This window comes from Candidatus Saccharibacteria bacterium (assembly GCA_016700315.1).
In the GTDB taxonomy this organism is placed as follows: Bacteria; Patescibacteriota; Saccharimonadia; order Saccharimonadales; family SZUA-47.
The window spans coordinates 417,154-429,654 of record CP065013.1; the positions used below are offsets into that span (position 1 = coordinate 417,154).

General features: G+C 43.9%; 12 protein-coding genes. 5 read left to right on the plus strand and 7 right to left on the minus strand.

What is annotated here, in order from left to right; genetic code table 11:
- Positions 1-2 precede the first annotated feature (2 nt).
- Positions 3-365, minus strand: a complete 363-nt coding sequence (locus IPO96_02075; protein ID QQS65319.1) for a hypothetical protein — start codon at positions 363-365, stop codon at positions 3-5.
- Positions 366-478: 113 nt separating this feature from the next.
- On the opposite strand from IPO96_02075, the gene IPO96_02080 reads away from it, so the two are divergent.
- The 4 genes from IPO96_02080 (at position 479) to IPO96_02095 (ending at position 4,348) form a co-directional block, all read left to right on the plus strand.
- The gene (locus IPO96_02080; protein ID QQS65320.1) at positions 479-1,513 is read left to right on the plus strand and encodes a mannose-1-phosphate guanylyltransferase; all 1,035 of its coding nucleotides are present in this window, start codon (positions 479-481) and stop codon (positions 1,511-1,513) included.
- Between the two features lie 10 nt (positions 1,514-1,523).
- Entirely contained in the window at positions 1,524-2,969 is a 1,446-nt protein-coding gene (locus IPO96_02085) for a phosphomannomutase/phosphoglucomutase (protein QQS65321.1), read from the plus strand.
- Entirely contained in the window at positions 2,962-3,489 is a 528-nt protein-coding gene (locus tag IPO96_02090) for a phosphoheptose isomerase (GenBank protein ID QQS65322.1), read from the plus strand. The genes IPO96_02085 and IPO96_02090 overlap by 8 nt, the downstream gene beginning before the upstream one ends.
- 646 nt (positions 3,490-4,135) lie before the next feature.
- Positions 4,136-4,348, plus strand: a complete 213-nt coding sequence (locus IPO96_02095) for a hypothetical protein (protein ID QQS65323.1) — start codon at positions 4,136-4,138, stop codon at positions 4,346-4,348.
- 75 nt (positions 4,349-4,423) lie between these two features.
- Here IPO96_02095 and galE read toward each other — a convergent pair whose 3' ends face one another.
- The 6 genes from galE to IPO96_02125 form a co-directional block, all read right to left on the minus strand.
- Positions 4,424-5,419: a UDP-glucose 4-epimerase GalE gene (gene galE, locus IPO96_02100; GenBank protein ID QQS65324.1), complete on the minus strand. Its 996-nt coding sequence runs from the start codon at positions 5,417-5,419 to the stop codon at positions 4,424-4,426.
- A gap of 9 nt (positions 5,420-5,428) precedes the next feature.
- Positions 5,429-7,006, minus strand: coding sequence for a putative DNA binding domain-containing protein (locus tag IPO96_02105; GenBank protein QQS65325.1), 1,578 nt, complete (start codon positions 7,004-7,006; stop codon positions 5,429-5,431).
- Positions 7,007-7,047: 41 nt separating this feature from the next.
- Entirely contained in the window at positions 7,048-8,868 is a 1,821-nt protein-coding gene (gene glmS, locus IPO96_02110; protein ID QQS65326.1) for a glutamine--fructose-6-phosphate transaminase (isomerizing), read from the minus strand.
- Between the two features lie 90 nt (positions 8,869-8,958).
- On the minus strand, positions 8,959-10,122 hold the full coding sequence (locus IPO96_02115) for a glycosyltransferase (protein ID QQS65327.1): 1,164 nt from the start codon (positions 10,120-10,122) through the stop codon (positions 8,959-8,961).
- On the minus strand, positions 10,080-10,454 hold the full coding sequence (locus tag IPO96_02120; GenBank protein ID QQS65328.1) for a four helix bundle protein: 375 nt from the start codon (positions 10,452-10,454) through the stop codon (positions 10,080-10,082). The genes IPO96_02115 and IPO96_02120 overlap by 43 nt, the downstream gene beginning before the upstream one ends.
- 24 nt (positions 10,455-10,478) lie before the next feature.
- The gene (locus tag IPO96_02125; GenBank protein QQS65329.1) at positions 10,479-11,921 is read right to left on the minus strand and encodes a sugar transferase; all 1,443 of its coding nucleotides are present in this window, start codon (positions 11,919-11,921) and stop codon (positions 10,479-10,481) included.
- 69 nt (positions 11,922-11,990) lie between these two features.
- On the opposite strand from IPO96_02125, the gene IPO96_02130 reads away from it, so the two are divergent.
- Entirely contained in the window at positions 11,991-12,500 is a 510-nt protein-coding gene (locus tag IPO96_02130) for a GtrA family protein (GenBank protein ID QQS65330.1), read from the plus strand.
- Position 12,501 lies beyond the last annotated feature (1 nt).

Below are 12,501 nucleotides of genomic sequence, written 5' to 3' on the forward strand. Positions count from 1 at the left end.
TGTCAGTGAAAGTGAGCAGGATTTCCAGCCTTCACCTGTAAGCTTGGTTTGGACGACAATGTTACCGCCATCTTGCTTAGCAGAGGTGATGCTTGCTGTATTTGCGGCAGGCTGAGTATTGGTTGGCGGAGTCTGGGGTTGGTTTTGTTATCGTCGATTTGTTTTTGCTCTTCGGGGCTTGTCGGCGTGTAGTTGATAGTCTCACCGGCGCTAGTAGTACTAGTAGGAGTCGGCTTAGTTTTGATGAAATTAGTGACTCCCTTTTTTTCAAGCAAAAACAGGAGACAGCCTACAACGAGCAGTGCGGCGATTACCGGGAATACGGGACTTTTCTTCTTCTTTTTGTATTTATCTAAATTAGCCATTTTTGTTTGTTATTTTGTAAGTTTATTGTATCAGTAAACATAAGCAATGTTCAAGTTTTTGTTGTAAGTTGTACAAGAGAGCTAAGTAGGTCTTTTTGGTATCATAGAACTGCATGATTGTTTTTATTATCGCTGGCGGATCTGGGACCAGATTATGGCCACTGAGTACGCCTGAGTATCCCAAACATCTTCTTAAACTAACTGACGAAAATAGTCTGCTGCAGAATACATATGATCGAGCATCGCAGCTAACAAGCACAGATAAGATATTTGTTGTCTCTGAAAAGTCACATATTGAGCACGTCTATAGTCAGCTAGCGAGTCTGCCAAAAGAAAACATCTTGGTCGAACCTGCCCGCAGAGGAACAGCTAGCTGCATTCTGCTAGCATTAGCGGAGCTTTATAAGCGCAGTGTAGATAAGAACGAAGCTGTGCTTTTTCTCTGGGCTGACCACATTATCCGCGATACAGATGGCTTTACGGCAACGATGCTAAGAGCTGGGGAGATCACCGAGGAAGATAACAAGCTAGTCTTTGTGGGAGTTGAGCCTACATATCCTTCAACCGGACTGGGCTATATCAAAAAAGGCAGCAAGCTGAATGGCTGGGTGAGCGCATACGTTTTCGAAGGTTTCAAAGAAAAACCGGACCGCAAAACTGCTACTGCATACTTCAAAAGCGGCAAGTATCTGTGGAACACCGGCTACTTGGTGGGCACTAGAGAAGCATTCGAAACAGAATTTGAGAGCGTCGCGCTAAGCATGAAGAAAGATTACGAAAGATTGAAATCGGCCAAAGACATCGAGGCAGCTTATTTAGATTGTGAGAACATAGCAGTTGATTATGTTTTAAGCGAGAAGGTCAAGGAGGCGGGCGTTGTACCGGGCAGTTTTGATTGGGCAGACGTAGGCTCTTTCCATGATCTACACGAAATGAGCGAGCAAGATGAAAATGGCAATCATTTTAGAGGTGAAAATATAGAAACTGAGCTAGCAAGTAATTGTTACGTGAGAAACGACACTGATACGCCCGTTGCAGTTATCGGTGTAGATAATGTAGTGGTTGTAAATACGCCCAGTGGCATTTTGGTAACAAATAAAAATCACGCTCAAAAAGTCGGCGAAGTCAGTAAGAGATTTAAAAAGTAAGGAGATCTTGATGCAAGCTAACCCACATATATTTAGAGGCTATGACTTAAGAGGCCTAGTCGGTGAAGATTTAAGTGAAGAATTAGCCGAAAACCTTGGAATGGCTTACGGAACTATGCTAAAGAATCAAGGCGTGACCAAGGCCGTAATCGGGCGTGATTGTCGTGAGAGTGGCGAAAACTATGCCACTGCATTAATTCGTGGCCTCAACAAAACAGGTGTCGACACAGTGTACATAGGTATGGTTTTAGTCGGAACTTTTTATTGGTCTCAATACCATTTAAATATCAAGGCGGGGGTGTATGTAAGCGCATCTCATAATCCACCTGAATATAATGGTTTCAAGTTTGCAAATGATTTTTCAGAAACTTTAGTCACAGATGGGATGAACGATCTGAAAAATCTGGTCTTATCTGAGAAATATAGTTTGTCGGACAATGTAGGGAAGAACGATGAGCAGAACATTATCGAGGCATATTATGCGGATATTTTAGCGAGATTACCTTCTCCAAGGTCGTTAAAGGTTTTAGTAGATTCTGGTTGTACTACCGCCGGGGCATTCGCACCAGAGCTAATTAGACGTGCAGGGCACGAAGTCATTGAAAAAAATACAGAAGTTTCGGGTAGCTTCCCACTCGGTGTTGCCGATCCCACTGAAGTAGAAGTGGCCGAGAGGCTGAGTAAGGAAGTCGTCGAAGCCGGAGCAGATATTGGTTTTACTTACGATGCAGACGGAGATCGTATAGGTATAGTTGACGAGAAAGGCGGTATTATTTGGAATGATGTTCTGGTCGCTCTCTTTGCCGCAGACGTTTTGACTGATCATCCAGGTTCAAAGATAATGTTTAATACCCTATGTAGCCAGTTAGTGCCCGAAACTATTGTGCGACTTGGCGGTATACCTTTCATGTGGCGTACCGGTCATTCTTTCTTAAAGAAGAAAAATCAAGAAGAAGGCGCTGCCTTTATCGGCGAACTGTCGGGCCATTTCTTCTTTAGTAAAGACTTCTATAATCATGACGATGGTCTTTATTCAACAATGAGACTTTTAAAATATCTCAGTTCAAATAACGAGCCACTTAGCAGGCATATTAATGATTTGCCTCGGTACATATCAAGTCCAGAGATAAAAGTTTATTGTGCTGATGACAAGAAGAAAGCAGCGATTGAAGAGCTAGCGCCAAGTCTAAAAAAAAGATTCCCAGAAGCCCTGATAATAGATGACGAAAGAGCCGGTGATGGGCTAAGGTTTGAAATGGACGGCCAAATGTTTGTTGTACGTTACTCACAAAATGGACCCTATTTAACAATAAAGTACGAGGCTCGGAATATTGCTGGTTATGAAAGTCTGCGGAAACTTATATATGAGCTACTCCTACAAAATAAGGATATTGATTGGGATTCTAAAATAAATGCTAACGTGCACGCCATAAACACGGAGCAAACAAATGCTTGATTTGTCAGGTGTAGACGCAAATAATAAATGGGCGGTTCTAAGAAGGATTAAAGATGATTTAATCTTAAAAAACGGTTTAGTCATGGACGATGTCGATGAACATAAGCCTTACGGTGGGTATTATAGGTTTTTAGACTCAGAAAGAGAGAAGTTCCTCGAGCTGTTCTACAAAGAACTTGATGTTGAGCTGTCCGGTAATATTAACCCCAAGTTCATGATTTTTGCTCCTGGACAAAAGGTTAGTTTTCAATACCACAATCGTAGGTCGGAAATCTGGAGAGTAATATATGGTGAGATTGAAGCATTCTACGGAGACAGCGATGAGTTGGGGGATTACAAGATTTACGAACTTGGAGAAATTCTAAATTTTCCACTTGGTGCAAGGCATAAAGCAGGCGCTAGCTCAAAGGGGTGGGCTATAGCTGCCGAAATATGGAAGCACGAGGATCCATCCAATCTCTCAGACGAATCAGATATTGTAAGACTTTCTGACGACTATGGCCGGGCCATAAAATGCTAAGAAGGAAAAAAAACGCGCGCTCCAAAATTAACTTTTTGATTAGGGATGATGTCTTTACGCTAGCGTTTAACGTTGCAGTTGAGTACAACGCTTGTTACAAACATGCGCCTTGAGCAAAGTGTAATTATTAACTCTGGAAATGAAGATTAGAGAACACCATTTCGACAAAAAAGACAGAGGACGTACTAAAGGTGTCGCAGCAAATCAGGTTCTTCGCTTATGGAACAAGACCGTCCCAAAGAATCTGTATTTCTAAGAGGCGATCAAGCCAGAATACGAAAATATCTTAGGCGGTTCATTTCAGCAGGGCAACATTGGTTGATAATCTAACGCTTGTTGATGGTGCTGTCGAACTGCTAACTAAGCTAATCGCAGGAATACAAATTAGCGGTAGCTACTGGGTTAGTCATCCAAAAGCAGCTTTTGCCTTAAAGAATCTAGGAAGTTTTTGCAATGGAAGACACTCGAAGAATACCGAGAAGGTTCTTGCCGCAGAGATTGAAATTAACTATTTTGAGTTCAGATGGTTGATTATATACAACATACCAAACCCACACAACTACATGCTAGTCAAGACATTAAGAGACCAAGGAACGTTGATCCTGAAGATACCTGGTATCGTCGAAGGTGATGCAGAAAAAATTGAATGGCTGGGTGGCGCAACCTGCCGAAAATGTCTAGCCGACAAGACTATGGAAGATTGCCGGCCTTGGCCCATGAAACGGGACAAGCAATTTTTGAAATTGATCCGATCAAAGCCGAGGCTAGCCAAGTTGGTACCCGTGAGAATATTGAAAAATCAAAGATTGAGTTTGATGAGCTTTCGGACAATATTTTATCTGTACTAGGAAAATACTAGAGTCGATTGACTTCGGCCGCGCCTAAAATTACGCTAGGGTCTAGGGTCTAGGGTCTAGGGTCTAGGGTCTGGGGTCTATTTTTGTTGCCAGCGCCATGAGTCGGCGCAAGCCTGATCGATGGTTTTTATTGCATGCCAACCAAGCTCCTCGTTAGCTTTTGAACAGTCGGCATAGCAACTGGCTATGTCGCCTTTGCGACGGGGTTTGATCTCATATTTTATAGAGTGTCCGCATGCTAGTTCGAAAGCTCTAATTATCTCCATCACCGAAGTGCCTTGGCCTGTGCCTAAGTTGTAAACACTAAAACCTGGTTTCAGATGAGCTGCAGCTGCTGCATGCCCCAGTGCTAGATCAACCACATGGATGTAGTCACGTACGCCTGTCCCGTCAGGCGTATCGTAGTCGTTCCCGAACACACCAACACTTTCTAGTTCACCTGACGCCACTTTAGCAACGTAGGGAAGCAAGTTGTTAGGAATACCGTTGGGGTCTTCGCCTATTAGGCCGCTGGAGTGAGCGCCGATAGGGTTGAAGTATCTCAGTGAGGTGATTTGCCAGTCGGGGTCGGATACACAAAGATCACTCAGAATCTGTTCGATCATGTACTTTGTTTGGCCGTATGGATTTGTTATCCCGACACCGACCTGTGAAGTTTCTTTGAGCGGCAGCTCGCTAGGGTTGCCATAAACGGTGGCTGACGAGCTGAAAATTAGTTTTTTGACGCCTACCTCATGCATAACTTCGCAGAGTGTTAGGGTAGAGTCAAGGTTGTTACGATAATACGCAAGTGGTTGAGCGACAGACTCGCCAACGGCTTTTAGGCCGGCAAAGTGTATAACGATTTCAACTTTGTTTTCAGTAAATATACTTTGTAAAGCTACTTTGTCGCATAAGTCTGCTTGGTAAAACTTTATTTTTTTGCCAGTAATTTGCTCGAGCCGATCCAGCACAGAAAGTTTGGAGTTTGCTAGATTGTCTACAATAACGACCTCGTGACCCAGAGAAATCAACTCAACAGCCGTATGACTACCGATATAACCCAATCCCCCAGTTAGTAAGTATGTACCCATCTACTACCCCTATAATTCTAAGCTTAAGTTATCATCGCTGAAGGACTTGCCAGTGTTTTTACTGATAAATTCGTTTCCGAGCGCCGTAGTCTTGTACTGTTGATTTTGGCTTCTGGGTTTGTCTAGTATAGTGGGCGATAAATAGCCATTGTTTATCAGGGCTTTTGTATAGCGAGTAAAGTTTTCATAACGATTGCTAAGCCCTATCTCTGACATGATCTCACGTCTTTTCTTGGGTCTACGACAGAATAGCAGAATTAGTTCATCCACTTGTCCTGTCACTTGTCCTGTCACTTGTCCTGTCACTTGTCCTCTGACTTGGCCTAATGCTTTGGCCTGCTTGAACTCAAGATGCGCTGGCAGAATAGTTAGGAAATAACTTAGGTCATCATCCGTATCAAAAATAGGTGCTGGAGAGCCATTGCTTTCCATAGACTTTTTGATCTTTGGTATGCCGGTACCTTTACCTTCTGTCAAATGTAGCTCTTTGAGAAAGTCTCCAATTCGTCTGTTGCGATACTTGCGAGCTACAACCCGGCCGCTATGTAGCTTCTCTTTGTTTAAGGGCGGCAGTGGGCCAGGGTAGCTGACCATTTCGATACGATCTGAAAAGATACGAATTTCGATAGGGCTGTCGTCTTGATAACTACGGTGGTATACGGTATTAACGACAGCTTCCTCTATGGCCTGGTAGGGGTAATTATAGAATCTTTCTGCTTCAGCACTACCTTCGATTTTGCGTACTCGTTCGACAATAATATGATTTTTGAAATACAACAAAATGTCTTGAAGTTGCTGCTGTATTGGCCCTTTGAAATTTTTTTCAGTGAAACTGTCGCCAACCTCATCTTCGAATATTACAAGCTCAATTTGAGCGCATTGGAAAAATTGGGTGGGGTTATCATTAAATAATAGTAGCCCGATATTTTTAGGTTTCAAATATTCATCTGGTCCGGAAACAATGTTCATTTTTCGGCATAAATCAGCAAATTGCAACGATTCCGATTGTTCTAGTAAGTAGCTGCCAACACTTGCCAGGTGAGCTTTAACTAGTGGCAACTTGATATCAGTAATTTCGGCTCTTTGGTTAACCTGATCATCAAAAGGTATATGGGCTGACATGTTTAAGAGATCTCGCTCCTCCGAGTCAGAAGCTTTCTTGGTTATGGATCCTCGTCTAATGTAGTAGTAAAACTCCTTATTGTTTTTGTTTAGATTGGCGGGTGCCTTATACGGCCTCACTTCTCCGCCGGGTACCCAAATCACTAATATTGTGGCAGTACCTATTTCTGCTAATTCAATTATTGGGAAGTAGTTAGGCCTTAACTGATGACATCTTTCGATTAACTCCTTTTGAATTGTGTCCAAACTGCTCTTGCTTAAACCTTGTGCTGGTAAAACGGGTCTACCGTTTTTCTCCTCTATGCCCAACAAAATGTACCCGCCGCCCCAGTTATTGATATCGTTTGCGAAAGCACATATCGACTGCAGTACGGCAAGTGGGTTCCAGCCGGCTTTAAATTCCAGTCTTTCCCATTCCACTAGTCGTCCGCTTATTAAATCATCTAAATTTATTGGTAAGGCCATTAGTACATTTTATCTTAGTATATGCAAAAATAACACCTAGGCTATTCGACTGTAACAGATTTGGCGAGGTTGCGCGGCTTATCGATGTCGCGGTCAAGCTCACGGGCTACATGGTAGGCAAAGATGTGAGTAACTGTCGCAGCTAGGATTGGTTGGAGCTGCTCGATGGTTTTGGGAATAATAATTAGGTCATCGGCGATTTGTGCGGCCTCTGCTTTTTGGTCGTCGATTACGGCTATGATTGGTCCGCCGCGAGCATTGATTTCTTGCATGTTGCTAGCTGATTTTTCGGCTACGTCACTAGACAGAGCAAGTGCAAAAGTTGGGAAATTCTCGTCGATCAGCGCCAACGGGCCGTGCTTCATTTCGCCGCCGGCGTAGCCTTCGGCGTGAATGTAGCTGATTTCTTTTAGTTTCAGCGAACCTTCGAGCGCCACGGGGTAAAGGTAGCGCCTTCCGATAAACAGGAAGTCTCGGTGATGAGCGTATTTTTTGGCGATTCGCTTGATTTCGCCATCTTGGTCTAAAATTTGCTCGAGCTGGGCTGGGATTTTGTCGAGGCTAGTCAGCAGCTCATCAAAGCCAGTGTAGGTTTTTGACAACTTTAGGGCGATTAAACATAAGACCGTAACTTGGGCGATGAAAGCTTTGGTGCTGGCGACGGCCTTCTCTGGGCCAGCATGACAATAAACTCCAGCGTCGGTCATGCGGGCTAAGCTAGAGCCTGGGGCGTTGACGACGCCGAGCATAAGTATGCCGCTACCTTCGAGTTTTTTCAGTGCAGCAATACAGTCTGCGGTTTCGCCAGATTGCGAGATTACCAATACGGCAGTCGATCGGCTGAGCGGCTCTTTGCGGTAGCGGAATTCGCTAGCCTGCTGTACCTCGACAGGCAGGCCAGCTATTTCTTCAAGTAGATATTCTCCAACCATACCAGCATAGTAGGATGTTCCGCAGGCAATAATAATGATTCTGGTGATATAGTTTAGCTGGTTTTCAACGGCTTCTAGACCTCCAAGTTTGATAATTCCTTCTTCAATCCGGGCTCGTCCTAGCATGGCGCTGCGAACAGTCTGTGGCGCTTCGTGTATTTCCTTGCTCATGTAGTCGGGGAAGTTTCCGGTCCCTGACGCGTCTTGCTCAATCTCAATTAGTTCCGTTGGTCGCATAATATCTTTTAGAGTTTTGATATCAACGATGTGGTAGCCGGAGGCCTTGACGTAAGCTATCTCTCCGTCGTTTAGAAAGACAATCTGCTTTGTTTTTGAAACAATTGGGATTGCATCCGAGCCGATAAATAACTCACCCTCGCCAACGCCTATTGCTAACGGGCTGGATAATTTAGCAGCGTATAATCTCTCATAGTCGTGCGTAGTCGTCATAACAATGCCGTATGCTCCCCTAAGTTCCTGAATGGTGGCAGCAAAAGCCTTCTTAACGTCACGAGATTGCTGGTAGTTGTACTGCAACAGATTTGGGACTACTTCGGTGTCGGTGTCGGAGTGAAAATTGTAGCCTTTTTTCTTAAGAAACTTTTTGATTTCTTGGTAGTTTTCAATGATGCCATTATGAACAACTGCGAAAGCCCCGTCATTAGACAAATGCGGATGAGCATTGCGCTTTACAACTCCGCCGTGCGTTGCCCATCGGGTGTGGCCTATGCCGCAGTTAGCTTGGTCGCTAGCGTCTAGTTCTTTTCTTAGAGCCTCGACTCTGCCAACAACCTTGGTTAGGTTTATTGTGTCGTTACGAAGAAGCGCAATGCCAGCAGAGTCATAGCCGCGGTACTCTAACGACTCAAGGCCGTCGAGCAGATATCCGGTTGCGTTATTATTACCAATGTAACCAACGATGCCGCACATAGGGATTGTCTTTCTTGTTTATGTATAGTCATTGTTTTATATCAAATGGGGGCTCCGGCACACAAACAAAATGGCAACAATTATTTGACACTATACTTTGTGAAGTAAGCCCGTAATCGATTTATTGAAATTTTCAATCGTAAATTCTCTAGACTTTTTGTTTAGGTCTTTGCGGTTATAAATATCTGGGTCGAAGACTCGTAGTCTTTCGATTAATGATTCAACTGTTTGCTGGTCAAAAAATTCACCGGTTTCGCCTGGAACGACATAGTCGAGGGCGCCACCACCACGATATGCAACTACAGGGAGACCTGCCGCCATAGCTTCAATCGGAGCAATGCCAAAGTCTTCGTAGCTGGCGAACAAAAAGGCCGAGTGTTTTTGAAGCTCAGATGCTAAGGCTTCATCTGTCACAAAACCTCCGAAATTTATTGTAGGACCCGATAGAGTGCGCAGTCTCGCTAGATCCGGTCCTTTGCCTATGATCGTTAGTGGTATGCGCAGTTGATTGCAAGCTTTGATAAGTATGTCTATACGCTTTGCAGGCACAACACGTCCATGGGTAATAAATCCGCTTCGCGGTTTTGGTAGATGGTATGTAGTAGTTGGTAGATGGAAACGACTAGAATCTACCGGGGGGAAAACTACTGTAGATTCGCGGTCGTAATAAAGTTTTATATCATTTTTTATATGTGAAGAATTCGCGATGAAAACATCAACTTTTTGGGCTGCTTGGTAGTCTCTTTTTCTCAGGGGTCTGACTAGTAGTCTTAGGCCGAGTCGCGCCAGCCAAGCTGGTTTTACTCCTGGATTTTTTAAGTACTGTTCATAATGTCGCCAATAGTAATGAACTGGTGTGTGGCAATAGCTGATATGCTTTTTGGCTCTAACGAACTTGGCCTCGCCATTTCCGGTAATCGAAATAACTAAATTATACTTGGATAAGTCTAGCCTAGCGAACCACCATTGTCGTAGTAGGGGCAAGAACTTTCGGAGTTGTCTAAATGGGGCTTTTTGTAGATACCCAGTAACTACTTTATTGTCTAGGCGCTTGCGCCACTCGTCCGAGCAATAAGATGTATAAATTGGTGCCTCGGGGAACATTTTGTGAAAAGCTTCGACAACAAGTTCACTACCACCGCCATATATCCAGTCGGTTACCAAGGCTACAGACTTGGTAGTTGGTAGTTGGTAGTTGGTAGTTGGTGGCTTCACTTGTGAGCCTTCACAAATGCGTTTAGTAGTTTCTGGCATGAGACTATTTGTGCTAAAACCAATTCAATTTGTTTTTGGTCCTTCATGTATGCAAGGCTACCAGATAATAACGTAAAATTCTTGACCTCTAGGGTTGAGCCGTAAGCTATTGTATAAAAATGCAGCTTATCATTATTGGTTCTTCTACCAAAACCCTCTGCAATGTTGGCTGAAACTGAATAGGCGGCTCTTCTGTATTGGCTTGTTAAGCTAAACCTCTCATCAACAGGGAAATTTTTCGTTACTTCATAAATAATGACTGCTAGTTTATGGGCTTCTTGCCAAACAACAAGGTCTTCAAAAGATTTAATTCTTTTTTTGCCTTCTACCATATACTACCTACCATCTACTACACATTAGTCGCTGCTGCCTTTGAATAGCCGCAAGAAAACCTGGACGGCTGTCTTTAGGACAATTACGATGTCGAGCCAGAAGCTCCAGTTTTGGACATAATAGTGGTCAAGTTTGCGGCGTTCTTCGAACGGCAAATTCTTGCGGCCCGAAATTTGGGCTAGTCCAGTAAGGCCGGATTTTACACTAAGAATTTGGTGTTTCAGTTCGGATTTATTAAGCTCTTCCTCGATCAATGCTCTGGGGCCAACGAAACTAATGTCGCCCCTTAGAATATTGAATAGTTGCGGTAGTTCGTCTAGGCTGGTTTTGCGAATTATCCTCCCAAACAACGAAATGCGTGGGTCATTCTTTAGAAAATCGCCATTATCGCGGAATTCTTTTGCTAGCTCCGGCTTGCCCATTTTGGCAAAACCAGCTTCTGGGTCTAAACCGCTGTACTTCTTCTTAAGCGAGCGAAATTTGTAAATAGTAAAGTGCTCACTAAAACGAGTTAAGCGCTTACGTCGATAAATCGGCGCGCCGCCAGACACCATAAGACATAGATAAATTAGCAACATGATCGGCGAGAACACAATGATACAGAATAGCGATATTAAAATGTCGAAGAGCCTTTTGGCGACTCTACCCCAGCCAAGTAGTGCGGTCTGGTGTACGGCAATGACCGGGATGTTTTGGAATAGATCGACATCGATATTGCCAAGGAACATACCAGAGTTGCCCGGCACAAAGCGGTAGGCCTTGTGGTGCGTTTGGGCGTAATCAAGCACGTAATCATTGATGCTTTGGTCGCTATAAAGTTCAGTTTGGACGATACTATGCAGCTGGCTGGTTTGGAGCGCAGTTACTGCCTCATCAAAATCTTTATATACACTTCCTTCCTCAATCCCAGTGTAGTTAAAGCGTCGATCTCCAACTACTCCAACAACCTTAAAACCAGAGTCAACATTGGCCAGAAGCTGGCATAATTCTTCTGTAACAGGCGTGGAACCAACCAGTAATATGTGGTTTCGGCCTATACCAATCGAAAACAGGCTGCGCCGTACGGCTCTAGCTATTGTTCTAAATAGCAGTACTAACAAAAAACTAATGCCGAAGCCGTAAACTGGCACCAGCCGGGCGGGGAAGATTGGGCGATTAAGCGCATACTCAGCGCCTATGAGAAACAAAATACCAACAAAAGAGCCTGCCAAAATTCGCACCGCTTCGCTGAATCTATTTTCGTAGACTCGGGACTGGTAAAGACCAAGCAGGGCAAATATCAGCAACCAAAAAACTAGCAGTACGGCAAAAACTAGTAAGTATGTTGTACCATCAATCTGAAATGGTCTAGGTCGGATATCTAGCTTAACGCGGATTAGGTAGGCCATCACAAAGGCTGCCAGCAGCGCCACAAAGTCCCCAATCAAAAGTACAAATGCGTAAAGGAGATTAGAACTATTTTTCATTTGTAGCTACATTGTAACATTATTACCACTGTTACAGATTACTAAAAGGGTGTATGCTTGAAGTTAAGCATGAGCACAAAAAAACTCAATACTAAGAAGAATCGTAAACTGTTGGTTCAATTTACAGAGTATATGGTCAGCGGTGGTGCTTGGTTTTGGGTTGGTTATGGCGCATTCGCGGTCCTAGACAAGGTATTTCATGTACCATTTTGGCCAACCAAAATCAGTAGCTATATAATCGGTGCCAGTGTCAACTTTTTGCTACAGCGCTACTGGGTTTTCAAAACCAAGCGCGCTGGCCAGCAGCTTGGTGACTCGGCTAAGCGCTATTACTCGTTGATGGTGGTGAACTTTGTGCTAGATCAAGGTATAGTCGGTGGTCTAAGAGCTATCGGTATTAGTCCTTACATCGGCCAATTTATCTCTAGTGGTTTTTTTACTGTCTGGAACTGGTTGTGGTACAAGCTCTGGGTCTTCGGCAAAAAGAAACAACCGCCGCGACCCCGCAAACCACACTCGCCAGCACTACATCGTTCCAAACATGTTCGCCTAACGCATGCCAGCAAAGGTAGAAAATAAA